Source organism: Synechococcus sp. W60.3 (assembly GCF_047502615.1).
In the GTDB taxonomy this organism is placed as follows: Bacteria; Cyanobacteriota; Cyanobacteriia; order Thermostichales; family Thermostichaceae; genus Thermostichus.
Window position 1 is genome coordinate 1 of sequence record NZ_JANSHJ010000032.1, and the last position, 23,578, is coordinate 23,578.

The window sequence follows — 23,578 nt, forward strand, 5'->3', positions numbered from 1 at the left end:
CTGGCGCTTTACTACCTTACCCCCACCTCAACCCATATGTCAATACCACCCACCAGCCAACGCTTGGATAAGGAGCGTTATGGGTGGCTGCAGGTAGCCCGGGGCAATGCGACTCTGAACGGGCTGCCCTTGCGAGAAGGGGATGGCGTGGCTATTGCCGAGGAAAGTGAGCTCCGTCTTTTCAGTTGCGCGAGTTTTGGCTCTTGGGTTGAGGGTAAGTCCATACGAATTCGGGATCCCCTTTCAGGAGGAGAAGAGAATCCCGTTCTCTTGAGGGTCTTGCTGGGTGAATTGAGAGAGAACTTGTTGCCAAAGGTGGGCGAGCTGGGATCCTTTGCCCTTGGCATACAGCAGGCGGGATCCCTCTGCCTGGGGATGGGCTTCTAGGCACAGCCAGAGGTAGGTTGCTGGCCAGTAGGGCAGGTACTGAGGCCACTCGATGGCGGTGATCCCAGCTTGGCTCCAAAGTTCTTCCAGCCCCAGATCGTCCAGAGCTGAGGACTCGGCTCCGCCAGAGGCGGACTCTAGACGGTAGAGATCGCAATGAAAAAGAGGGATCCGTCCCGTGTGGTATTCCTGCACCAGCACGAAGGTGGGGCTGTCGATGGGCTCCGGGATCCCCAGCCCTTGCCCCAGCCCCTGCACAAAGGTGGTTTTGCCGCTGCCCAGATTGCCCTCTAGAAGGATCACCAGGCCGGGAGGGGAGTCTGTCTTGCTCCTGCGCTGGGGGCTGTGTTGCGGGCCTCTGAGGAGGCGAACGGCGGCCTGAGCCACCAGGGCCGCCAGCGATTGGGTGGCAGCGGCAGAGGACAACACCAGAGGGGAAGCTTGTTGCCAAAGCTCTTCATCTCGTGCGCTCGCCATGGCTTACGGCTCCTTCGGGGGGTGCTCAGGGGCAGGGATCCCTGTCGAGAGAGCGGGTGAGGGCCTCACTGGGCTCAGGTGAGCAGAAGCACGTCTTTGAGCGGTCAGCATCAGGGCCAGGCCAGCTCCGATGAGCAGTAGGCTCACCCCCTGGGCCACCCGCAGGGGCCCCAGCATGAGGCTGTCGGCGCGCAGCCCCTCGATCCAGAAGCGTCCAAGACTATACCCCAGCAGGTAGAGGCCCAGGAGGCTACCGGGCGGAGGCTGGCGCCGATAGTTCAAAAAGAGCAGGATCCCGAAGAGGCCGAGGTTCCAGAGGGATTCGTACAAAAAAGTGGGATGCACGCGGGATCCGTCGGGGAGCTGCAGTTGGATCCACAGAGAACTAGCCGGAGACAAAGCCTTTCCATAGGCCTCGTTGTTGAAGAAGTTGCCCCAGCGACCGATGCTCTGGCCAAGGCTGAGGGAAGGAACGATGCAATCGGCCAGCAGCCAGAAGTTGAGCCGATGCCGGTGGGCAAACAGGTAAAGCGCTGCAGTGCCCCCGAGCAAAGCGCCATGGATGGCCATTCCCCCCTGCCAGAGGGCCAGGACTTTCCACCAAGGGCCATCTCGATATCGCTCCCACTCAAAAGCCACGTAGTAAAAACGGGCAAGGGGCAGGGATCCCACCACCAGCCACGGCAGCAGATCGGACATGGAATTGGGGGGAAGACCGCGCCGTGCCGCCAGGTGGCGAGCTAGAAACAGGCCCAAAACGGTTGCTAAGCCGATCAGCAGGCCATACCAGCGTAGGCTGAATGGCCCCCAGCTAAACACAATTGGACCGGGGGATCGCAACACCAGGGTCGTGAACACGGCAGTATTCCTAAACCGGTCTTTCTAGCTCACTCTACCTGTTCTGCGACCCTCACCCCCAACCCCTCTCCCTCAGGGAGCGGCCCTCACCCCCAGCCCCTCTCCCTCAGGGAGAGGGGAGCTTGGAACCGAGGCAAGGTACGAGCTGACTGCAATTGGAGGGAGATCAAGGGATCCGCTGGGGGCAACAAGGCGACAATGTTAGAATGCAGGCTTGATTTTCCACCGCGACTCCTGGGGGAGGGTGCTGGTTATGGCCCGCAAAGCTGCCGACGTGAACAACGGCGACGACTTGGACAAGTTGAAGTCGGAGAAACGCAAAGCTCTGGATCAGGTGTTGGGCCAGATCGAGCGCAATTTTGGCAAAGGGGCGATCATGCGCCTGGGAGATGCGGCCCAGATGCGGGTGGAGACCATACCCAGCGGCGCTATCACCCTCGACTTGGCCATGGGCGGTGGCTACCCCAAGGGGCGAATCATCGAAGTCTTCGGGCCGGAATCTTCTGGGAAAACCTCGGTTGCTCTGCACGCCATCGCTGAGGTGCAAAAACGAGGGGGAACGGCTGCTTTTGTGGATGCCGAGCACGCGCTGGATCCCGCCTACGCGGCGGCTTTGGGGGTAGATATCCAGAATCTGCTCATCTCCCAGCCGGACACGGGGGAGGCCGCCCTGGAGATTGTCGATCAACTGGTGCGCTCTGCTGCTGTGGACATTGTGGTGGTGGACTCGGTGGCAGCGTTGGTTCCCCGCGCCGAGATCGAGGGGGATATGGGAGACGCCCATGTGGGGTTACAGGCCCGCCTGATGAGCCAAGCGCTGCGCAAGATTGCCGGCAACGTCAGCAAAACCGGGTCAATTGTTCTGTTCCTCAACCAGTTGCGCTCCAAAATCGGCGGCATCGGCTACGGCCCCCAGGAAACCACCACTGGCGGCAATGCCCTCAAGTTCTATGCGTCGGTGCGGCTGGATATTCGCCGCGTGCAAACTCTGAAGAAAGGTGCTGAAGAATACGGGATCCGGGCGCGGGTCAAGGTGGTGAAAAACAAAGTTGCTCCCCCATTCCGGCGGGCAGAATTCGACATCATCTTCGGCCAGGGCATCTCCAACATCGGCTGCATTATCGATCTGGCCGAGGAGAGATGGGCATTCTCAAACGACGCGGTTCCTGGTACAGCTACAAAGAGGAAAATGTGGCCCAAGGGAGAGACAATCTGGTCGTTTACCTGAAAGAAAAGCCGGAGATCCTGGCGGAGGTGGAAGCGGCTGTGCGGGAAAAACTTTCTGCAGGGGTAACGGTTTCTGCCAGCCGACCGGGGGGGATAGAGGAGGGAGAGCAGGAAGAGGTTGAGGCCCCCATCTTTGCAGATGAGGAGTTTTGAAACGAGGGCGGCTCTTCAAGCTGTGCCTCTCAACTGGGCTCGCTGCTGGCGCAAAGCTTCGTAGAGCAGCAATCCCCCGGTCATGGCCACGTTGAGGGACTCGACGCCAGCAGCCATCGGGATCCGCACCTGGGCATCGGCCAGTTGGATCGTCGATTCCTGCAGGCCAGCCCCTTCGTTGCCCAAGAGAAAAAGGGTTGGCCGAGTGAGGTCGTGATCCCAGTAACAGGTGGCCAGAGGGGCGAGGGTGGCGGCCAAAACTTGGATCCCTTGGCGACGACAGGACTGGATCCAGGCGGGCAAGTCAGAGAGAACCTGAGGCGGGCGGCGAAACCACTGGCCGGCGGAGGCCCGCAGGACTTTGGGGTTTTCCGGATCGACGCTGTCTGCGCTTAGCCAGAGGCCATCGGCTCCGGTGGCCGCCACGACGCGGATCAGGGATCCCAAATTACCTGGATCTTGCAGCGTTTCGACCACCAAGCCCAGGCGCAGCGTCTCTGGGGGAGGGGAGGCGATTTGCCGGCTAACGGCCACAGCTACAACCCCTTCCGGAGACTCGGTCGTAGAGAGGGCCGCCATCACTTCCAAGCTGACGGCCTGCCGCCGCAGATGCTTGGGCAGGCTGGCCAACAAGCGGGGGTGACGCTCAGCCCAGTCGAAGGTGTAGCAGACAGCTCGCAGAGGCCAGCCGACCCCCAGCGCCTCTTCGAGGAGGTGGGATCCCTCGACCAGGAAGGCGCCCTGTTCTCGCCGGCCTTTGCTGCGGTGCAACTGCCGCAACTGTCGGATCCAAGGGTTTTTGGGGCTGGTGAGCAGCTCAGAAGCCATGCGGAGGAAGAGGAGAGATGGGGCGGGGAAGGCTTAATCGCGGCGACGCAACCGTTGGATAAAAAATCCATCCCGATCCTGGCGATGAGGCCAGATGAGCAGGGGATCCCCTTCGGCAGCCCAGTGGGGATGCCGGTTCAGAAAAGACTGGATGACTGCCTCGTTTTCGGCAGGATGCAGGGTGCAGGTGGCGTACACCAACAGTCCGCCCGGCTTGAGCCACCGGGCTGCCACCTGCAGAAGCTGAGCTTGCAGATGGGCCAGCTCTTGAATCTGGGCGGGGGTTTGCCGCCAGCGGGCGTCGGCGTGGCGGTGCAGGGTGCCCAAGCCGGAGCAGGGGGCATCCAACAACACTCGGTCGGCGCTCTGCCACGGGGGCAGGGGTGCAGGAGGTTCGGCAGCGGCGTCCAGGGAGAGCAGGTCGATGGCCAGGGGACGGATCGAGCTCAAGCCCAAGCGCTGCACATTTTCCTCTAGGCGGCGCAGGCGGTGGGGATGGCGGTCCAGGGCCCAGATCTCGCCGCGATCCTGCATCTGCTCGGCCATATGCGTGGTCTTGCCGCCCGGAGCGGCGCAGCAGTCGATGACTCGCTCTCCCGGCTGGGGATCCAGATAGTGCACCACCTGCTGGGCGCTGGCATCCTGAACGCTCCACCAGCCTTGGGCAAAGCCGGGCAGGGCCGTGATGTCGCCGGCATGTTGTCCCAGGCGCAGGGCGCCCGGCACCTCAGGGATGGGTGAGGCAGGGATCCCCGCTTCTGCCAAGGCTTGGATGACTTTGTCCACATCCGCCCGCAGCGGGTTGACCCGCAGATCCAGGTGGGGCGGCTGGTTGAACCAGGCGCACAACTGCTCGGTCTCGGCTGGTCCCAGGCGCTCCCACCAGAGGCGCACCAGCCAATCGGGAAAGCTATGCCGGATCCCCAAGGCCTGAATCGGGTCAGTGGGCAGAGTGTCCTGCAAGGGCTTGAGGGGATCCTTTTCCGCCCCATCCAACGCTTGCCGCTGGTAGGCGCGCAAGATGCCGTTGACTACCCCCGTCAGGGATCCCAGGCCCACCTGGCGGGCCAGCTCCACGCTGGTGTGAATGGCGGCCCTGGGCGGGATGTGATCCAGAAAAGCCAGTTGGTAGAAGCCAAGGTAGAGAATCAGCCGCAAATCGAGCGGTTGCTGGTGGGCGGGGCGCCGGGCAAAGCAGTCGATCAGGGCATCAAGGGTGCGGCGACGGCGGGTAATCCCATACACCAACTCGCTGACCAGGTGGCAGTCGGCAGGGATCAGGCGGCTATGGGCCAACAAGTGTTCTAGCACCACGTCGGCATAGGCGTTGTGCCGCTCGATCTTCTGCAGAGCCAAGAGGGCCAGTTGACGCGCGTTCATGGCCGCTCCAAAAAAGATCAGGTTGCTTCCCGACACAAAAGGATAGCTTGGTAGCCCCGCACTTGAGTGCGCGCCGGAAAAGCCCGCTAGCCACTTTAGTCGCTTACCCATGATGGGGGTCGTTGATATAGTTTCATAGCTCAAACAACCTGTTCCTGACTTCTCCCACCAACACCTTTTTCCTTCTCTTTGGCCAAAAAATGAGATGAACAACCGCTAGCCCCACACCATGGTTGTAGTGATTGTACCGTTGACTTTCCTCTCGCACTATCGCTTGCCCATGTCAGACTGCGGTTGTCATGCCGCTTGCCAACAATGATGGAGTGCGGCTGTCAGCAGGTTCGAGTCAGGAACAGGGAGCTAGTCCCCCTATTAGAGTACTTGTGTCAACAGTCTAATAAGGTGTACAACTGTGCTTTGTACTATGCGAGACAAGTCTATTTCAAAACGAAGCGATGGGCAAGCTATGGTGCGCTTTGCGCTGAGATGGGGAGAACCCAAAGCAAGCACTTCATCGCAATGTATGTCTCCGCCGCACAACAGACGTGTAAGTCTGTAGCTGGAGTGGGTCTATGCCAAGCCTGCCCAGACCAAATCACTGGATCCGAGAAAAGCTCTAGCAATTGACCACGGAGTCAACAACTGGCTTACGTGCGTTAGCAACTTAGGGCACAGCTTCATCATTGATGGCCGCAAAGTCAAGTCCTTCAACCAGTGGCACAACAAGGAGCTGGCTAGGCTCAAGACTCACAAGCTGCGGGGGTTTTGGTTGCAAAAGCTTCGTCGAATTACGGAAACCGGAGAATGCGGTCCACAAAGCTGCGGGCAAGGTCATTGACTTCTGTTTACACCACTCAATTGGGAGAATCCTCTTCGGTTGGAACAAAGAACAAAAATAAGAATGCGGTTTTAACCAAAACTTTGTTTTCATTCCAACAGGTCGGTTCAAGAAGCGTATCGCGCAATTATGTTGGCATTATGGCATGGAGTTTATTGAGGTAGAGGAAGCGTACAGCTCGCAGGCAAGCTTCCTAGATGGAGATGAGCTACCTAATTATGGTGAAAAACCCGACGGGTGGAGACCCTCTGGAAAGCGTGTCAAGCGGGGCCTGTACCAAACGGCAAAGGGGTGGTTGGTCAAGGCTGAGGCAAATGCTGCCGCCAACCTGCTTAAGAAAGTCAGCAGAACCTTGGGGCTTTGCGTGAAGGAACTGTCTAGAGGCGCTTTGACAACGCCGTCACGGGTTCTTTTGTGGGCTGCGTAAGAATCCCCTGGGTGGGAGTGTCAACAGTCGCTCCACTAGGTAAAACCAGTAGGGTTGCCTCCCCTGCTTGCCCCGGCCGACCCACTCATAGAAGCCATCTGCCGGGATCAGGAGGCGGCGGCGGCAAAAGGCCTGGCGGAAAGAGGGTTTTTCGGCCACCGTCTCGGCGCGGGCATTGATCCACCCAGCCTGGGGAGCTTGGCTCCACCTGGGGATCAAGCCCCAGCGGAAATGGACTGCCTGACGCTGCAGGGATCCCGCCACCACCGCCAGCACCGGCTGAGAAGGGGCGATGTTGTCGCGGGGCTGGAGCGCCCCAACTGCCCCCCTCTCGATTGGAAAATGCTGCTGCAGCCGTTCGGGGGCAACTGCCAGGCTAAACCGTCCGCACATCTGGGATCCCTCAGACCTTGGTGGAAATGCCCAGCAACTGCAGGATCCCCCGCAGCGGGATCTCCACCCACTCGGGGCGGTGGTTGAGCTCGTAGCCCAGCTCGTAGATGGCCTTCTCCAGCAGGTAGGCCTCGAGCAGCACTTCCAGCTCCTGCGGGCTGCGGGGCAGAAAAGCCCCTTGAGAAGCCACCTGCAGATATTCGGCCAAGAAGGCGGCGCAGACCCAGCGGTGCCAAAACTGGGCCCAGCGCATCATGTCAGGGCACTTGTCCCCGCAAACCAGCCCGCTTTCCAATTGCTGGCGCAAGCCGGTGTGGACGGCGTAGTGGAAAGAGCGCAGCATTCCCGCCACATCCCGCAGGAGGCAGCGTTTGAGGCGGCGCTCTCCTAGCGACCGGGCCGGCTCCCCTTCAAAGTCGATGATGACAAAGTCCTTGCCGGTAAACAGCACCTGGCCCAGGTGGTAATCCCCATGGCAGCGGGTGCGCAAAGCCGTGATCTTCCGCTCCAGGATGAGGCGGAAGCGGCTCATGATCCCCCCTTCTTGGTCGCGAACGGTGCGGGCCAACTTAGCCTCCAGTTCGGGCAGCTTGGGGATCTGCTTGTTGAGCAGCGGAAACACCTGCCCCACCAAATTGCGCATCGATTGATAGATGGAGCGCTGGTAGAGACTGGAGAAGGGCTCGGGGGCAAAGTCCTTGTTCTCGGTGTCGGCGGCCAAGGCAAGGTGCAGCTCGGCGGTGCGCTTGGCCAAGATCCGCACCGACTCCAGGTAGCTGCCGATGGTGGCGTAGGCCAGCTCCGGCAAGGGAAGGTGCGAGAGTTCCAGAAAGGATCCCCGCGGCACGGGCACCGCTTCCGCCTCTGCGTGATGAACCAGCACCGTCTCGAAAAACTGCCCCAGGCTGTCCAGCGTGTAGTGCCAGGCATCCCCCTCGTTGGGGATGTACTCCTGCAAGATGGCCAACGTGATGGGCTGATCGCCGGGATCAAAGCCCCGCGCCCCACGGCGGCGGCGATACTCCAGGGATCCCAACAGCCGCGGCACCCGCACCTGGGGATGGTGCTCCAGCAGATAGCGGCCGATCTCCAGCTCTGGATTTACCCCCTCGGCCACCTTGCGGTAGAACTTGAGGATGTACTGGCTGCCGTAGACCACCGAGGTGTTGCTCTGCTCCGCCTTGAGGATGCGGGGTTCCAGGCCGAGGTGGTACTCAAAAGGGGCAAAGGTGGTGGCCCACAGCTCCCCTGAGGAGTGGCGCAGACGGCCCTGCTGGGCGATGATCTGCAGCGGCAACGACAAAAAGCTTTTATCGGCCAGGGCGTCGAACAGCACGCCCGGCGGCTCCCCAGCCACTTGCACAGGGACAATCGCCGCCTGGGGCGCCTCTACGCGCAGGTGCATGGCCGCCTCCTGGATGGCATAGCCCACGGGTAAAGAGTAGAGTTCTGCCTCCCCCTCGGTAAACTCGACCTGCAAAAGCAAAATCTGGCCCCGAAAGGGGGGATCCCCTTCCCGGTTACAGGGAATGGCATCCAAGATCTGGGCCGACTGGATCTGGCGGGCTTTGGAGCCGAACCAACGGCAGCGGTAGAGGTAGTCGCCCAGCACCGCCTCCACCTGCTTTTGGCTTTCCCCCTGGAAGAGGCTTTCCCAACTGCCGTTTTGAACCAGCAGGGTGGGCAGGCGATCCAACTCTTCTGGCTTGCTGTGGCTGGGGTGGATCCGCTCCGTTTGTCGCTGCGGCTCGAGGGAAAACCAGTAGAAGGAGTGGGGGCCCAGGGTCAGGAAATAGGGCAGTTGGCCGATGGGAGGAAACGGCGTGCGCCCGAAGATCTCCACCGGGATCAGCCCCTCCCAGTGGGCCAAGTCCAGCTCCACAAACTGCGCGTAGCGGGAGAGGTTGGCCACCACCAGGATGCGCTCGTCGCCGTAGGCCCGCATAAAGGCCAGCACCTTGCGGTTTTCCGGGTGCAGCAGCTCAAAAGAGCCCCGGCCAAAGGCTTGGAAGCGCTTGCGCACCGCGATCATCCGTTTCATCGTCCACCACAGGGAATAGGGGTTGTTCCGCTGCGCTTCCACGTTGACGGTTTCGTAGTGGTACTCGGCGTCGATGACGATGGGCAGGTAGAGCTTCTGCGGGTTAGCCCGAGAGAAGCCGGCGTTGCGGTCGGCGCTCCACTGCATCGGCGTGCGCACGCTGTTGCGATCCCCTAAGTAGATGTTGTCCCCCATGCCGATCTCGTCGCCGTAGTAGATGACCGGCGTGCCGGGCAGAGAAAACAGCAGGCTGTTCATCAGCTCGATGCGGCGGCGGCTGTTGCCCAGCAGGGGCGCCAAGCGGCGGCGGATGCCCAGATTGACCCGCGCGTTGGGATCCTTGGCGTACACCTGGTACATGTAGTCGCGCTCCTCGTCAGTGACCATCTCCAGGGTGAGCTCGTCGTGGTTGCGCAGGAAGATGGCCCACTGGCAGGTTTCGGGAATGGGGGGAGTCTGCTGCAGGATGTCGATGATGGGGAAGCGATCCTCCATCTGGATGGCCATGAACAGCCGCGGCATCAGGGGGAAGTGAAAGTCCATGTGGCACTCGTCCCCGTCGCCGAAGTAGGCCACAGCATCTTCCGGCCACTGGTTGGCTTCTGCCAGCAGCATGCGGTTGGGATATCTTTCGTCAATGTATTTGCGTAGGGCCTTGAGGAAGGCGTGGGTTTCCGGCAGGTTCTCGCAGTTGGTTCCCTCCCGCTCGTATAGGTAGGGCACGGCGTCCAGCCGCAGGCCGTCCACCCCCATGCTCAACCAAAAGTCCACCACCTCGAAGATGGCCTTCTGCACGGCGGGGTTGTCGTAGTTGAGATCCGGCTGGTGGGAGTAGAAGCGATGCCAGTAGTAGGCCTTGGCCACCGGATCCCAGGCCCAGTTGGAGGTTTCAAAGTCCTGAAAGATGATGCGGGCCTCTTTGTACTTTTCCGGGGTGTCGCTCCAGACGTAGAAGTCCCGCTCAGGGGTGCCGGGGGCGGCGCGCCGAGCCCGCTGAAACCAGGGATGCTGATCGGAGGTGTGGTTGAGGATCAGCTCGATGATGACGCGGATCCCGCGTTGGTGGGCGGCATCTAGAAAGATTTTAAAGTCCTCTAGGGTGCCCAGCGCGGGGTTAACGTTGGTAAAATCAGAAACATCATAGCCATCATCCCGCAGCGGGGAAGGGAAAAAGGGCAGCAGCCAGATGGCCGTGATGCCCAGATCCTGCAAATAGTCCAGCTTTTCGGTCAAACCCTGGAAGTCGCCCACGCCATCGCCATCACTGTCGAAAAAGGCGCGCACCGGTAGCTCGTAGATGATCGCGTCTTTGTACCAGAGGGGGTTGTAGGTTAAGGGAGAGACGAGGCTGCGCAGAGGGGCTTGGCTCATCATATCGGCAACAGAGACAGGATTTGGACACCTTGGCAACCCTAACCGTTGAACAGGGATCCCCTCAATAGGCTGCAGCCTTTTCTGGGGTGCCAGGGATCCCGGTAGGCGATGCGGTTTTGGGTCTGACAGGGTGATTTTAACCCCTCACCGCCAGCCCCTCTCCCAGGGGGAGCCCTCACCCCCAGCCCCTCTCCCTGAGGGAGAGGGGAGGTAGGGATGAAGGGTTTTGCAGCACTGGCACCAATTAGGCGATGCCGGTTCGCTTCTGGGCTTCCTTACGGGAGACGGCTACATGGCGCAGGCCGGCGCGGATCAGCTCCTGCTCGATCAAGGCGAAGAAGCGCTGCCGATCCCCGCTGCGCACCACGGCCAGATGGTGGGCTTCCGCCAGGGCGATGGGGTAGCCAAAGCCCTTTTGCACCTGGCTTAGCACTCCGGCCAGGGCCCGCTGCAGCAACTCGGCGTCTTGAGCCACCCAGGCGGGAAACTCTAGCCGGGCGATCTCCGGCAGGGATCCCTCCCCAGGGTTTGCGCCGACATTCAAGTAACAGCAGTGGATGTGGTGTTCCCCAAAAGTCTCCAAGACGCTGGCGCCACTGCGCCAGAGGGGGCTGCGCTCTCCCGGCTGCAGCAGGGATCCCCAAAAAACGCGATCTGCTAGGGGGGCAAAGGGCTGGCAGGGGGGAGTTTTCTCGCCGGCGCAGTAGCGATAGCAGTCGCAGCCCAGGTAGGGACACAACCCCAGGCGCAGATAGTTGAGGGTTTCGCTGCTGCGGGAAGCGCTGATGTAGCCCACCAGGGGGATGCGAGCTGCCCGCAACTGCTCCAGAGTTGCCAGGATGGGATCCAGCCAGGGACGCTGGGCTGGCTTGGGCAGCGGCTCCAGCCCCCAGGGGATGAGGGATCCATCCAGCAGCGCTAGCACGGGGCGACTCCTAGGCAGCGGCAGGGCCAATTGGGCCAGCTCCTCCAGCTCTGCCTGAGCCCGCCGCAAAGCCAGCACCGCTTCGGCATCCAACGCAATCTCCCCCCCCTCCCCGCGATCTTCTTCCCCAAGGCCTACGGCCTGCCTACGCGATCGGCTGGGTCGGTGGCGAAGAGGGTGGAGGGCTGTTCCTGGAAGAGAGTTGGATCGCTCAGGTTGAGCAAAGGGCTCCTGCCCGTAGATCAGCAGGGGCTGGCTGTCCAGCAGCGGCCACTCTTGCGTGCCGTAGTGGAGAGCCACCCGCCCGATGTTGATGAGCGAGCAGTAGGCAATCTCGTGGTGGCTGGGCAGGATCTGGGAGCCGTCGGTGGCCACCACCGTGTGCGGCCCCTGCAAGGGCTCGACTTTGGGCAGGGATCCCCAGGTTTCCGGCGGCTCGGCGGGGCTGGCGCAGGTAAAGGCGAGATGGGAGCTCCACTCCGCCCAGCGCGACTGCCAGGTTTGGGGTTCTCGCTGCAGGCGGGCAAACTCCTGCAAGGCCAGGCGCAGACGCTCTTGGTTGGCCTTCGACTCCTGCTGCAGGTGGCGGGCAAAGGCGGGAATCTGCCCGCTCAGCTTAACCAGATCCAGCATAGGCGGCTGGCTCAGCCCTGCCGGCGGCCAGGGGCTCCACTTCGGAGGGATCCCTCTTGCCCTCGCTCGCGGGGTATGTGGTGGCAGCGGTAGCTGCGCCCAGCTCCTCTAGCGGAAACTCCCCGTAGACTTCGCTGCTGTTGTTGGGGCTCTCTTGCAGGCGAACCCGATGCAGTTGCACCCCCAGCTCGCGCAGGGGCAAAGTCAGCAGCCGCTGGACGTAGAGGGCGATGTTTTCGGCGGTGGGCACCACCTGGGCAAAGTAGGGGACGTCTTTGTTCAAGAAAGTGTGATCCAGGGGCTTCACCACCTGCTCCTCAATCACCCGCTGCAGAGCTGCCAAATCCACGATCATCCCTGTGCGCGGGTCGATGGATCCCTTGACGGTAATCTCCAGGCCGTAGTTGTGGCCGTGGCCGTGGGGGCGAGCGCAGAGGCCGTAGATGGCAGTGTTCTCTTCCAGGCTGAGGTGATCGAGGGCCAAGCGGTGGGCGGCGCTAAAGTGGGTGGCAACGGTCAAATAGGCTTGCATGGCTTCTCCTCGGTATTCGGCCCAAAGCTGGGGATCTTCGTAGAGGCGCACACTGCTGAGCGGCAGCGCGTCGGCTAGGCGCTGCCAGATGGTGTAGGCAATGAACTCGGTGGTGGGCAGGGTTTGGGCAAACTCTGGCCAGACTTGGTTGAGGTAGGCGAAGTTCAGTTCTTGAATCACCCGCTCCCGAATTACCTGCTTGACCTGGGAGAGGTTGAGCACCATGCCGTACTCATCCACCTCCCCCGTCAAGCCCACCTCCAGCCCGTAGTTGTGGCCGTGGCCGGGAAAGCGGGCGTGGGAGCCGAAGCGGGCCAGGTTCTCAGCTTCGGAGAGCTCCGGCAGCCAGTAGCGGTGGCTGGCGGCAAAGTGGGCGCGGCGGTAGATGGTACAGGTTCTGGACATGAGGGCTATGAGAGAAAGGGATCCCTCCTTCAGCATAAACTCCAAACCAGCACTGCCCCTGCGGCGAGGGATCCCTGCGCCTGGCTCGGCGCGCCTTCCTCCTGAAGCCCTTGGGGATGGATGGCCAAAATCTCGCCCTAGGGGGCCAAGAGTGTGTCAACCTGGTAAAGGTAAGAAAGTCTTTGGGCCCGAGGGAGCGGCTGTGGTCTATCGGGTTGGGCTATTGGGGCTGGGTACGGTCGGCACGGGCGTGGTCGAGATTCTACAGCGCCCTCCTCACCCCCTCTTGCAGGCAGTTGAGATTGCGGCGGTGGGGGTGCGCTCCCTGGACAAGCCGCGGCAGGTGGCGATCCCGCCCGAGCGCCTGACCACGAACCTAGAGGGGATTGTGTCGGATCCCGAAATTGACGCGGTGATTGAGCTCATGGGCGGCTTGGAGCCGGCCCGCAGCCTGATCCTAAAGGCCATCGACCACGGCAAGCCGGTGATCACAGCCAACAAGGCGGTCATTGCCCGCTATGGCGAGGAGATTTTCCAGGCTGCCGCCCAGGCCAGGGTGGCGGTGTTGCTGGAGGCAGCGGTGGGGGGTGGGATCCCCATCATCCAGGCTTTGCAACAGTCGCTGCGGGCTAGCCACATCCAGGCGGTCTGGGGCATCGTCAACGGCACCACCAATTTCATCCTCAGCCAGATGACCCAGGAGGGCAGCTCCTTTGCCGAAGCGCTGGCCCAGGCCCAGGCCCGCGGCTACGCCGAGGCGGATCCCAGCGCCGATGTGGAAGGATGGGATGCGGCGGACAAGATCGCCATTCTGGCCAGCCTGGCTTTTGGGGTGTCGGTACCGCGACAGGCCATCCCCTGCGAAGGGATCGGCAGCATCAGCTCCACCGACATCCGCTACGCCCGCGAGTGGGGCTATACTTTTAAGCTTTTGGCCATCGCCCAAAGGGCCGAGGGGCAGGGAGGTGAACCAACCCTGGATATTCGCGTCCACCCCGCCCTGCTGCCGGTTACCCACCCGCTGGCCAACATCCACGGGGTGGACAACGCCGTCTGGGTGCAAGGGGATCCCTTGGGGCAAGTGGTGCTCTCAGGGCCAGGGGCGGGCCGGGGGCCAACCGCCAGCGCGGTGGTCGGGGATCTGCTTATCCTACTTGCCCACCTGCAGACGGGGGCTCAGTTGCCCAATCCCCTGTGGGGCTTTGCCGCCTCCCCTCCTGTTGCCTCCTTGCTGCCGCTGGCAGAGGCGCAGTCGGAGTTTTACGTGCGAGTGCTGGCCCAGGATCGGCCGGGGGTGATGGGGGCCATCGGCACCTGCTTTGGCCGGCACGGGGTGAGCCTGGAGAGCATCACCCAAAAGGAGTGCCACCAGGAGTTGGCGGAGATTGTGATCCTCACCCACAGCGTGCGCGAGGCCGACTGCCGCCAGGCGCTGGCCGAGATCCAGCAGCTTCCCCAGGTGGCCGAGATCCCCAGCCTATTTCGCGTACTGCGCTAACGAAGATTGGCCCCCCGGACGTGATGGAGGAAAAACACCTTGGAAGCGGCAGTGAATCCTGCAACCCCTGAACCCCTTAACGCGGAGGTGGTGGTCATTGGGGCGGGCATCAGCGGCCTGACGCTGGCCTGGCGCCTGCAGCAGGGTTTATCGGCTAGGGGGGGATCCCCTCAAGCGGTGCTCCTGGCGGAGGCCAGCTCCCGCGTCGGCGGCTGCATTTCCACCCAGTCCAAAGACGGCTACCGCTGGGAGGAAGGCCCCAATAGCTTTACCCCCACCCCTGCCCTGCTCAACCTCATTGCCGAGGTGGGCCTGGCCGACCAACTGGTGCTGGCCGATGCCAAGCTGCCCCGCTACATCTACTGGGAAGGAGCGCTGTTGCCGGTGCCTCTGAGCCCCGCGGCAGCCCTGGGATCACGGCTGCTCAGCGTGGGCGGCAAGCTGCGGGCTCTGCAGGGCTTGTTGGGGTTTGTCCCGCCGCCGCCAGGACGCGAGGAAACGGTGCGGCAGTTTTTCCGGCGACAACTGGGATCCGAAGTGGCCGAGCGCCTGGTGGAGCCCTTTACCTCGGGGGTTTATGCGGGGGATCCGGATCAGCTCAGCGCCGTGGCGGCTTTCCCTCGCGTGGCGGGCCTGGAGGAGCGCTATGGCAGCCTCTTTGCCGGCGCCCTGCAGGCTCTGCGCCAAAGACCCCAGCCTTCTCCTGCGGCCATCCAACCCCCGCCCAAACGGGGCCAACTGGGCAATCTGAGGCAGGGGCTGCAGCAGTTGCCAGAGGCCCTAGCCCAAAAGCTGGGCGACAGCCTGCGGCTGGGCTGGCGAGCGCTGCAGCTGAAGCGGGCGGGAGAGCTCTACTGGGTGGGCTTTGAGACCCCAGAGGGATCCCGCTGGGTGGCTGCCCGCCAGGTGGTGCTGGCCCTCCCCGCCTACGAGGCTGCCGCGCTGCTACAGGAGCTCAACCCCCCGGCCAGCCAGCTCTTGGCCGAGATCCTCTATCCGCCGGTGGCGGTGGTGGCTCTGGCCTATCCCCAAGAGGCCCTGCCCCAGCCGCTGCGGGGCTTTGGCCACCTCATCCCCCGTTCCCAGGGCCTGCGCACCCTGGGCACGATCTGGGCCTCCTGCCTTTTTCCAGAGCGGGCTCCCCAGGGCTACCACAGCTTCCTCAGCTTCCTGGGCGGCGCCACCGATGCGGCCTTGGCCCGCCGGCGGGGGATCCCGCCCCTCACGGCTTTGTCTCCTCAAGAGCGGGCCCAACTTGCCCACGAGGAGCTCAGCCAGGTTCTGCTCACCCGCCGCGCCGAGCCCGTCTACCTGGGCGAACGTCTCTGGCCCCGCGCCATCCCCCAGTACACCCTTGGCCACCGGCAACGCATAGCCCAGGTGCAGGCCCACCTGGCCTCCCAGACGCCAGGGATCTGGGTATGCGCCAACTACCTCGATGGCGTGGCCCTGGGCGATTGCGTGCGGCGGGCCGAGGCGCTGGCGCAGCAGCTGTTGTCCCAGGTCTAGTCCTCCCAAGTGGCCAATGGGTCGCCCCTACACGGCGCTGCTTTTGGTTCCCACGGGCATTGGGGCCCGCGTGGGTGGCTTTGCCGGCGATGCTCTGCCGGTGGCCCGCGCCTTGGCCGCTGCAGTCGACTGCCTCATCACCCATCCCAATGTGCTCAACGGCGCCACCCTGTTTTGGCCGATGGGGAATGTGCTCTACGTGGAAGGGTACGGCCTGGATCGCTTCTGTGCCGGGGAGTGGTTCCTCAGGCCGGTGCGGCAAAACCGCGTCGGCGTCATCCTGGATGCCGGGATCCCAGAAGACTTGCGCCAACGCCACCTGCACGTTCTGCAGGCCGCCCAGGCCACGCTGGGGCTGGACATCGGCCCCTTGCGCTTGACTCCTCGACCCCTGGGCGTTGCCGTCAGCTTCTCCCCTGCCGGGGCCAGCCAGGGATCCCTGGCCCAGCCGGATGCGCTTTTGGAAACTGCCCAAGAGCTCGTCCGCTTGGGAGCTGAGGCCCTTGCCGTGGTGGCCCGCTTCCCCGACGATCTGGACTTCAGCCGGTACGAGCAGGGGCAGGGGGTCGATCCCCTGGCTGGGGCCGAGGCCATCCTCAGCCACCTGGTGGTGCGAGAGCTGGGGATCCCCTGTGCCCACGCCCCCGCCTTCTACCCCGATCCCGCCCCTAAGCCGGTCCACCCCCGCGCCGCCGCCGAAGAGGTGGGGTTTACCTTCCTGCCCTCCGTTTTGGCGGGGCTGAGCTATGCCCCCCAGTTTGTCAAGAGGGGGGATCCCCTCCAGCCGGGCGACCTGACGGCCGAGCAGGTGGACAGCGTCATTGCCCCGGCCACTGCCTTTGGCGGCCCCGGCCTGCTTTACCTCGCCAGCCGCCCCCGCCCGCCCCTGTTTATCGCTGTCGAAGAAAACGCCACGGTGATGCAGGTCCACCCCCGCCAGTTGGGGATCCCGCATGTGGCCGTTAGCTCCTACCTAGAGGCCATTGGCGTGGTGGTGGCCCACCGGGCTGGGGTGGCCCTGTCTTCCCTGCAACTGCCCGGCTAGGCCAGGTTCTGGCCCAGAAACGGCAACAGGCCAATGAGCAGCAGGCCCAGCGTGGCCAGCGACCCGACCAAGAAGGAGAGGGAGCGCCCGATAGGAATGTCGCCAATGTAGAAAAAGTTGTAGAGCAGCCGCGCCAGCAGAAACACACCGCAGAGCACGGCCACCCCTTCATCGCCGCTGAGGCCAAACAGCCAGGGATCCGGGTGGGGGCCGGTGACGTAGGCTATCAGGGCTGACGGCGCAAAGGTGCCCAGGGCCTCAAAGCCGTTGGCATGGGCCCAGGTGGCCCGCTGGCCGTAGGGAGGCAGCCGGTCGAACATCGCCCGCGGCGCATGCGGGTCATAACCGACGCGGGCGCGGGCATAGCCCACCACGCCCATGGGCAGGTACACCAACAGGATGGCCGCTGCGATGGAGAACAGGGGAATGGCTTGCAGGGGGAGGTTGAACAACATAGGCAAAAGCAGCAGAAGTAAGGGGCTGCACTAGCCCCTTTTCCAGACTAGCGGCTCTCCCAGGCCCTAGGTTGAGACTTCTGGCACCGGCAAGGCAGGGTCCTCAGGAGTCAGCAAGTAGGCGCCAACGGCCTGCAAGCTGGGCGGGTGCAGAAAAGGGACGGTGACAATGGCCTGCTGGGAGAATCGCTGGGGCAACTGGGCCAAGATGGCCTGGTGGCGGCGCCGCAGCGCTGCACCAAAGGGGGTGGCCTCCTCCAGCCAAACCCGATTGAGAACGGCGTAGGGATGAGGGATCCCCAGGGCATCCAGTTCCGCCAGAAGGCGCTCGGTTTCCGCCAGAACCGCCTGCTCCGGGTTGAAGACGGGGATAAAGCTAACAAACTGGGGATCCCGCAGCCGCTGCCGGAGCTGCCGCACCTGGCCTAAGAGATCCCGCAGCCGCTGCGCCCATTCCGGCCGGCCCACCACGTCGCGGTACTTTAGCCACAGCTTCAGGGCCAGGCTGACCCAACCTTCCAGGGCCTGCGGCATCTGCAAAAAGCGCAGGAGATGGCCGGTGGGGGCTGTATCCACCACCACCAGGTTGAACTGGCCGCTGGCCTCCTGCTCCAGCACCGTCAGCAGGGCCATCACCTCGTCCAGGCCCGGTGGAGCCATCTGCAAAAGCTGCCGCCAGGCCTGCGGGTCGTACTGAACCTCCACCCCCGCCGTCCCTTCGCCGGCCAAGATGGCCGCCACCTCTTCCAGGTACTCCTGCCGGAAGCGCTCCAGCACTGCCGCCGCCTCGATCTCCTGCCCCAGCAAATTGGGCAGCAGCGGCAGCGGATCTTGCCCCAATTTCACCCCGAACAGATCCCCCAGCGAGTGGGCCGGGTCGATGGAGACCAGCAAGAGCTGCCGGTCGGGATGGCGTTGGGCCAAGTTCCAGGCCAGCGCCCCGGCCACCGTGGTCTTGCCTACCCCGCCTTTGCCTCCCACCAGCAGCAGGCGGATCCCTTGGGCCAAAAAATCTGGCAGGGCCACCCTTGGGGGGGAGGGGATCCCGCCGACAGGCTCCCCTGGGCTAGCGGGAATCTCTTCCAACTGCAGCAGCACCTCTGGCAAGGGACGAAGCTGCTGCACCAGCTTGTCCAGGGCCGCCGGCCCAATGGGCTCCTCCAGTTGATAGGGACAAACCCAGATGGGATAGCCAGGCAGCTCCTCTTGGAGCGCTTTTAGCCAGCGCCGCTGTTCCTGCTGGCGGGCCAGGTAGAGGGGGGACGGCGGGATCCCAGACGACGCTCTCCCGCTGGCTCCCAACAACACCTGGTTGACCAACAGGCCGCCAATGGGCACCCGGCGGCTTTGCAGTTGTTGACAAAAGCGGCGCGTCTCCGCCACGCTCAACGGCTCCGGGATCAGCACCAGCCAGGCGGCAGTGCTCTCCGGGTCGGTGAGGCGGGCTTTGCCCCCCTCCAGCTCGCTCTGCAAGCGGGCCAGGAAGGCGTCGGCCTCATCCGGTCGATAGGCGCCCGTGAGGGATTGGACAACCTCGCGGTGCTTGGCCTGGAAGGTGGCAAACACCGCCAGCAAATTGTCGAGAAAGTCGGGCAGTTCCAACAGCCGCAGGGTGTGGCCGGTGGGGGCGGTATCCAGGATAACTGTATCCACCTCTTGGCCCGCCAGCAGCCGGTTGACCTCTAAGATGGCCATCAGCTCGTCCACCCCCGGCCAGTCCAGATCCCAAAGGGGCAGGAGATCTTCCTTGGCCAGCCAACTGCCCCGCTCGGCAATCAGCTCCAGAGCCGGGCCGTAGGTCTGCTTGAAATCCTGCAGCAACACCTCGGCCTGGAGAGCCCGCACCTGCAAGTTGGGCCAATCCGGCAGGGGCTGGGGAACGTCGGCCACCGGGATCCCCAGCACATCCCCCAGGGAGTGGGCCGGATCGGTGGACAGGAGCAGCAGACGGCGCTCTGGTTGCGCCTGGGCCAGGTGACGGGCCAGGGCACAGGTGAGGGTGGTTTTGCCTACGCCCCCCTTGCCGCTAAACAGCAGCAGACGCTGGCAAGGAGAAAGGAGAGACAGGCGGAAAGCGCTCCCGCCACAATCGAGTTGAGCAGGCTGCAAAGGGATCCCTTCTGGCACAGGTCACCCCCATTGTGGCCTGGATCTCCCTTAGGGATGCTCCAGATCAGCGAAGTTTCCCCTCTCCCACCACAACCGGCGTCCTCTGTCCCACGCCAGCAGCGCGTGGATCCCAAGCCAAAATCCCGTCCACAGCCAGTTGTCCAGCCAGATCTTGGCCAAGATGGTCAGGGTCAAGCCCTCCGTTCCGCCCAGAACCAGGCCGGCTGCCAAGATCAGCCCTTCAAAAGCAAGGAACCCTAGGATCAGCATGGCTGGGATCCAAAGATAGTTCAGCAGCAATTGCCTTGGCCTAATAGGTTTGGACTGAGAAAACAGAGGTCGGTAGCCGGCAGCAAAAGCGACCCCCACCGTGCCGATCCCCAAGACCAACCCCCAAGCAAAAGAATCAGGTGTACGGGGATAGTTGTGCCAGGTGTAGCCAAAGATTTGGTTGGCCAGCCAAATCATCGAAGCGCTAATAATTGCCCTTTGGCGAGTTAACGTGGTGCCCGCGATGATGCCAACAGTTACAAAAGGAAGCGTGCAGGTATAGGCAATGTTGCTCAGGCAGCCGATGGTGGTAAATAGGCTGGGCCAAAATCGACCTTGGGCTAGATCTCGGCTGGCTTGGATCCAAATTACTTCTGGGATCCCGCGGCGAGGCTTGGGGATGGACTGGACAAGAGCTTGTAGGCTAACCATAGGCTAATCTCCAGGAAAAAGGTGAGCTTTCAAGGGGCAGTTCTTTAGCAGATGCTCCTGGACAATTTGCCGCGCTACTTGGGGGGTAACCCGCTTGTACCAGGTGCGATCTCCGGAGTAAAAAACCACCGGCCCTTGTTGACAGACTTCTAGGCATCCGGAAGTAATGACCTGAATATCCAAATTGGCTTCCCGCAGGGCCGATTGCAGAGCTTCCACAACGGGCTGATAGTGGCGAGAAGGATAGCAGCGGCTGGAACGGCAAACCGCCAAATAGGGCCGCTTGAGGGGGTTATCTTCATACGGGATCCGCTCTTTTCCCTCGACGTAAATGGCCCGCAGGCGTTCATAAAGGGAGAGCTTCTGATAGTCGGCTTTGCCTTCGGGCAGGTAGTCTTCTCCTGGCCCCAAAAAGGGACTGGGCAAAAAGATCTGCAGCAGCGATTCCTCTGCTCCGTTCCAAAATTGGATCCCCCATTGGCGAGGCTGGCCCTGCGGATTGAGGCGGCGATAGAGGGCGGCGCGGCCGACCAATCTTTTGCGGCGCAGCTCAGGTGGAGTTCTGCTGTAGGGGCCGCCCTGGTGCTCTTCTAGACACAGGTGCAAATGCCAAGTTTCGGTGGCCACGGTCAAATAGCCGTCGTAGAGCACACAGAGAGCAGGGGGATCCTTGAAGGCCGCCTCCAGCACTCCTCCCTCCACCACCTGGCCCACTTGGATCTCGGCCCAGCGCTCCTGAAAGAGCTTATAGAGCAATGGCCCAAGACAGTCGATGTGAGCCGGGATCCCTTCGTAAACGGTTGTCCAGCCGGTGGGGGAAACCTCTTGCCAAGTCTGGTTTAAGGGCGTGATCCAGGGACTGAAAGCGGCCATAGGTTGCTCCTATTGGATTGGCGGAATGCGGGCAATCACCCCCTTTTTGATGGGGCGCTCTGCCCAGGGCAGGATCCCATCGGGCTTTGTCAAATACAGCTCCGCCGTTTGTAAGATTGGCTCTACATCTTTTGGATCGAGATCGCCAAAGACATAGGTCATCTTCCCCGGGGCTGCTAGGGCAATCACGCAGGCATGGCTGCAGCCGCTCATACAGGCAACTGGCTTCAGGTGCAATTGGGAATTGAGCACTTGCGATTGCAAGGCGGCCAGGAGCATTTCTCCTTTGCTAGTCCCTTCTTTTTGGCCGTTCACCCAGCGAGATCCGCAGGTGGTGCAGATCCAGAGGTAATGTTCGGCCTCAGCTTGAGCCGAAGTTGTCGATGGAGAAAAGTTAGGAGATAGAGAGTTGGTTGAGATCGCCATAAGTTGCATCCAAACTAAACCGTAAAGCAGACAATCAACTTGGAAAGTTCTCGCTAAAAGTGGTCAGCCGGAGAGTTAAAAACAGCCTGGGATATCGCTAAAATTGCCCCCGCAAGTTCACCCTCAGCGTGCGGCCAACTCCGGGATAGCCGGGGAAAACTTCATACTGCTCATCCAGCAGGTTGTCGATCCCCAACTCTAGGCTCAGGGCCTCAGCCAACGGGATCCCGCCGCGCAGAGCCACGGTGGTGTAGCCTGGCAGGGATTCCGTATTGGCATTGTTGGTAAAAAAGCTCCCAATGTGATGGACCAAAATCGAGCCGTACCAGCCCTGCTCGTGGCGGTAGCTTAGGCCTAGATTGAAGCTATCGGCTCCTACAAAGGCTAGCTCTTTGCCAACTGTGGCCGGGTTAAGGGCAGCGCGGATGATGGGATCATTGAGGGTATAGTTGGCAAAAAGCGTCCAGTTTTCCCCCAAACGCAAATCTAAAGCCGCTTCCAGGCCGGTATATTCGACCAGCCCGATATTTTCATAGGTTCCCCGGCGCGGCCCAAGGCTGACAAAGGTGATGCCATCGCGGATGCGGTTGTGGGCAAAAGTTAAGCGCAGCAGGCCAAAATCTCCCAAGGTTTGATCCAGGCCGATGTCCAAGCTCTCCCCTCGCTCTGGGCGGAGATTGGGGTTGCCATCCACTTCAAAAAAGCCGCGCAGCCGAAAGAACAATTCCGAGATCAAGGGGGTGCGAAAGCTGCCGGCGTAGCTGGCCCTCAAGGTAGTTCCCTCGGCAACTGCCCACCGGATCCCCACAGCCGGCGAGGTGGCCGAGCCGTTGGCCAAACTGCTGAAGTCCTGACGGATGCCCAGGTCGAGGTGGAACTGGGGATCCGGGCTGTAGTCCAGGCGGGCAAACAGGGCCCCCTGGTTAACCGTATCGTCGTAGTTGATATTGGCAGAACCCCTGGCAAAAGAAAAAGTCGTATTGCGGGCTGAGATAGAGCGATAATCTGCCCCCAAAACTCCCTCTAGGTTTTCGCCGGCCTGCCAAGCATATTGAAGCTGGGATCCCCAGCCATTGCGCAAGATGACGTCGCGGGATCCCTGGCTTTGCGGAGCGCTGAAGCGGTAGTTGAGATCGTCCAAAAAGACTCTTGCCTGCAGGGATCCTGTTTCCTGAGTCCACAGCCAACTGAGATCCAGCAGCAGATCGTTGGTGTTTTGCTCTGCGTCGGGAGAGGGAAACTCTACACTGCCGGGCACGCGAAAGGCTTTGTTGAGGTAGAGGGCGTTGGCTGTTAGGACTTGATCTTCGGCCAGTTGCCAGGTGAGCTTGGCCTGCAAGTTGTGGTACTCCACCGCCGAGTTTTCCCGCCTGCCTGACTTGCCCAGCCGCTCAATGGCAAAGGGAAAGTCGTTGTTACTTTGCAGACGGCGATAGCTGAGCACCCAGCCCAGATCCTGGGCTTGGCCGCGACTTTGGATCCCTTGCTCATTGAGACCGTAGCTGCCGACCGCCGCTTCCAGCACCGTCTCCGTTTCTGGCTGCGGCTCCACCGTGACGATGTTGATCACGCCGCCAACGGCGTCTGAGCCGTACAGGGTAGAGCCGCCGCCGGGGGAGACTTCAATTCGCTCGACGACATCGGTGGTGATTTGCGAGAGGTCAAACCCCCCGAAAAAACCCAGATCGTTGAGAGGGCGGCCATCCAAGAGCACCAATACCTGCGCCGTTCGCGCCCCTCGCATGAATTGAGAGCTAAGAGCTCCCAACTGAGTTCCCGCTGTGCCATCGCTGAGGATCCCGGGCAAGTAGCGCAGGGCTTCCTGCACCGTCCTTGCCCCTTGCTGGCGCATCTGCTGGCGGGTGATGACATAGACGGGGCGGGAAGACTCTCGCAGCAGGCCGGGACGGCGAAACGGGGTGGTGACGGGTTGATTCAAAATCTCGGCGCTGAGGCCGGTATCCAAGATTGCCTGCCCCCAGGCCGGGATCCCCAAACTCAAGATCCCCAGCCCAAGGCTGAGACATACAGTTACAGCCTGTTAAGGGCTCAAGGGGTACAATAGCAGCACTTAGCAAACCAA

General features: G+C 62.1%; 18 protein-coding genes and 3 pseudogenes. 6 read left to right on the plus strand and 15 right to left on the minus strand.

What is annotated here, in order from left to right; translation table 11 throughout:
* Positions 1-36 precede the first annotated feature (36 nt).
* Positions 37-168: pseudogene (locus NW846_RS10425) on the plus strand (hypothetical protein); the annotation flags it as partial.
* 75 nt (positions 169-243) lie between these two features.
* Here the strand turns inward: NW846_RS10425 and tsaE are convergent.
* A complete protein-coding gene (gene tsaE, locus NW846_RS10430; protein ID WP_099812231.1) occupies positions 244-864 on the minus strand; it encodes a tRNA (adenosine(37)-N6)-threonylcarbamoyltransferase complex ATPase subunit type 1 TsaE in 621 nt (206 codons plus the stop codon).
* 3 nt (positions 865-867) lie between these two features.
* Entirely contained in the window at positions 868-1,722 is an 855-nt protein-coding gene (gene lgt, locus NW846_RS10435; RefSeq protein WP_011429964.1) for a prolipoprotein diacylglyceryl transferase, read from the minus strand.
* A gap of 253 nt (positions 1,723-1,975) precedes the next feature.
* Here lgt and recA point away from each other — a divergent pair.
* Positions 1,976-3,102: pseudogene (recA, locus tag NW846_RS10440) on the plus strand (recombinase RecA).
* A 15-nt stretch (positions 3,103-3,117) separates the two neighbouring features.
* Here the strand turns inward: recA and NW846_RS10445 are convergent.
* The 3 genes and pseudogenes from NW846_RS10445 to NW846_RS10455 all read right to left on the minus strand — a co-directional run.
* Positions 3,118-3,930 carry a TrmH family RNA methyltransferase gene (locus NW846_RS10445; RefSeq protein WP_414348208.1) on the minus strand — a complete coding sequence of 271 codons (813 nt, stop codon included), beginning with the start codon at positions 3,928-3,930 and terminating at the stop codon, positions 3,118-3,120.
* A gap of 33 nt (positions 3,931-3,963) precedes the next feature.
* The gene (locus tag NW846_RS10450; RefSeq protein WP_011429967.1) at positions 3,964-5,310 is read right to left on the minus strand and encodes a 16S rRNA (cytosine(967)-C(5))-methyltransferase; all 1,347 of its coding nucleotides are present in this window, start codon (positions 5,308-5,310) and stop codon (positions 3,964-3,966) included.
* A 136-nt stretch (positions 5,311-5,446) separates the two neighbouring features.
* A pseudogene (locus NW846_RS10455) lies at positions 5,447-5,578 on the minus strand (IS200/IS605 family transposase); the annotation flags it as partial.
* Positions 5,579-5,932: 354 nt separating this feature from the next.
* On the opposite strand from NW846_RS10455, the gene NW846_RS10460 reads away from it, so the two are divergent.
* Positions 5,933-6,148 carry a hypothetical protein gene (locus tag NW846_RS10460; RefSeq protein ID WP_414515938.1) on the plus strand — a complete coding sequence of 72 codons (216 nt, stop codon included), beginning with the start codon at positions 5,933-5,935 and terminating at the stop codon, positions 6,146-6,148.
* Positions 6,149-6,548: 400 nt separating this feature from the next.
* Here the strand turns inward: NW846_RS10460 and NW846_RS10465 are convergent, their stop codons facing one another.
* From NW846_RS10465 to NW846_RS10480, 4 genes are all read right to left on the minus strand, one after another.
* A complete protein-coding gene (locus NW846_RS10465) occupies positions 6,549-6,968 on the minus strand; it encodes an SOS response-associated peptidase (protein WP_240527689.1) in 420 nt (139 codons plus the stop codon).
* A gap of 10 nt (positions 6,969-6,978) precedes the next feature.
* Positions 6,979-10,380, minus strand: coding sequence for a maltose alpha-D-glucosyltransferase (treS, locus tag NW846_RS10470; RefSeq protein WP_414346958.1), 3,402 nt, complete (start codon positions 10,378-10,380; stop codon positions 6,979-6,981).
* A 247-nt stretch (positions 10,381-10,627) separates the two neighbouring features.
* Entirely contained in the window at positions 10,628-11,941 is a 1,314-nt protein-coding gene (locus NW846_RS10475) for a DNA double-strand break repair nuclease NurA (protein ID WP_011429970.1), read from the minus strand.
* Positions 11,925-12,878 (minus strand): 6-carboxytetrahydropterin synthase, encoded by a 954-nt coding sequence (locus NW846_RS10480; RefSeq protein WP_099813206.1) that lies wholly within the window; start codon positions 12,876-12,878, stop codon positions 11,925-11,927. Before NW846_RS10480 ends, NW846_RS10475 begins: the two co-directional genes overlap by 17 nt.
* Positions 12,879-13,080: 202 nt before the next feature.
* On the opposite strand from NW846_RS10480, the gene NW846_RS10485 reads away from it, so the two are divergent.
* From NW846_RS10485 to NW846_RS10495, 3 genes are read left to right on the plus strand one after another with little or no spacing between them, the layout of a single operon-like run.
* Positions 13,081-14,376 carry a homoserine dehydrogenase gene (locus NW846_RS10485; protein WP_240527688.1) on the plus strand — a complete coding sequence of 432 codons (1,296 nt, stop codon included), beginning with the start codon at positions 13,081-13,083 and terminating at the stop codon, positions 14,374-14,376.
* Between the two features lie 51 nt (positions 14,377-14,427).
* Complete coding sequence (gene hemG / locus NW846_RS10490) at positions 14,428-15,885, plus strand: protoporphyrinogen oxidase (protein WP_414346957.1); 1,458 nt, start codon at positions 14,428-14,430, stop codon at positions 15,883-15,885.
* 16 nt (positions 15,886-15,901) lie between these two features.
* Complete coding sequence (locus NW846_RS10495) at positions 15,902-16,930, plus strand: DUF3326 domain-containing protein (protein ID WP_414346956.1); 1,029 nt, start codon at positions 15,902-15,904, stop codon at positions 16,928-16,930.
* Here NW846_RS10495 and NW846_RS10500 read toward each other — a convergent pair.
* The 6 genes from NW846_RS10500 to NW846_RS10525 all read right to left on the minus strand — a co-directional run bounded on the left by NW846_RS10500 (position 16,927) and on the right by NW846_RS10525 (position 23,491).
* A complete protein-coding gene (locus tag NW846_RS10500) occupies positions 16,927-17,385 on the minus strand; it encodes an MAPEG family protein (RefSeq protein WP_414346955.1) in 459 nt (152 codons plus the stop codon). The genes NW846_RS10495 and NW846_RS10500 overlap by 4 nt on opposite strands.
* A gap of 66 nt (positions 17,386-17,451) precedes the next feature.
* Entirely contained in the window at positions 17,452-19,494 is a 2,043-nt protein-coding gene (locus tag NW846_RS10505; RefSeq protein WP_240527687.1) for an ArsA family ATPase, read from the minus strand.
* 48 nt (positions 19,495-19,542) lie between these two features.
* Positions 19,543-20,196 (minus strand): hypothetical protein, encoded by a 654-nt coding sequence (locus tag NW846_RS10510; RefSeq protein ID WP_414346954.1) that lies wholly within the window; start codon positions 20,194-20,196, stop codon positions 19,543-19,545.
* 3 nt (positions 20,197-20,199) lie between these two features.
* Entirely contained in the window at positions 20,200-21,069 is an 870-nt protein-coding gene (locus NW846_RS10515) for a (2Fe-2S) ferredoxin domain-containing protein (RefSeq protein ID WP_414346953.1), read from the minus strand.
* A 9-nt stretch (positions 21,070-21,078) separates the two neighbouring features.
* Positions 21,079-21,495, minus strand: a complete 417-nt coding sequence (locus NW846_RS10520) for a DUF1636 domain-containing protein (protein ID WP_011429979.1) — start codon at positions 21,493-21,495, stop codon at positions 21,079-21,081.
* A gap of 97 nt (positions 21,496-21,592) precedes the next feature.
* Positions 21,593-23,491 carry a TonB-dependent receptor gene (locus NW846_RS10525; protein WP_414346952.1) on the minus strand — a complete coding sequence of 633 codons (1,899 nt, stop codon included), beginning with the start codon at positions 23,489-23,491 and terminating at the stop codon, positions 21,593-21,595.
* Positions 23,492-23,578: the final 87 nt, after the last annotated feature.

Bases quoted from the DNA above. Each gene is read 5' to 3' on its own strand.
- tsaE (WP_099812231.1), bottom strand. From the start codon at position 864: ATGGCGAGCGCACGAGATGAAGAGCTTTGGCAACAAGCTTCCCCTCTG.
- NW846_RS10445 (WP_414348208.1), bottom strand. From the start codon at position 3,930: ATGGCTTCTGAGCTGCTCACCAGCCCCAAAAACCCTTGGATCCGACAG.
- NW846_RS10450 (WP_011429967.1), bottom strand. From the start codon at position 5,310: ATGAACGCGCGTCAACTGGCCCTCTTGGCTCTGCAGAAGATCGAGCGG.
- NW846_RS10465 (WP_240527689.1), bottom strand. From the start codon at position 6,968: ATGTGCGGACGGTTTAGCCTGGCAGTTGCCCCCGAACGGCTGCAGCAG.
- treS (WP_414346958.1), bottom strand. From the start codon at position 10,380: ATGAGCCAAGCCCCTCTGCGCAGCCTCGTCTCTCCCTTAACCTACAAC.
- NW846_RS10475 (WP_011429970.1), bottom strand. From the start codon at position 11,941: ATGCTGGATCTGGTTAAGCTGAGCGGGCAGATTCCCGCCTTTGCCCGC.
- NW846_RS10480 (WP_099813206.1), bottom strand. From the start codon at position 12,878: ATGTCCAGAACCTGTACCATCTACCGCCGCGCCCACTTTGCCGCCAGC.
- NW846_RS10495 (WP_414346956.1), top strand. From the start codon at position 15,902: ATGGGTCGCCCCTACACGGCGCTGCTTTTGGTTCCCACGGGCATTGGG.
- NW846_RS10500 (WP_414346955.1), bottom strand. From the start codon at position 17,385: ATGTTGTTCAACCTCCCCCTGCAAGCCATTCCCCTGTTCTCCATCGCA.
- NW846_RS10510 (WP_414346954.1), bottom strand. From the start codon at position 20,196: ATGGTTAGCCTACAAGCTCTTGTCCAGTCCATCCCCAAGCCTCGCCGC.
- NW846_RS10515 (WP_414346953.1), bottom strand. From the start codon at position 21,069: ATGGCCGCTTTCAGTCCCTGGATCACGCCCTTAAACCAGACTTGGCAA.
- NW846_RS10520 (WP_011429979.1), bottom strand. From the start codon at position 21,495: ATGGCGATCTCAACCAACTCTCTATCTCCTAACTTTTCTCCATCGACA.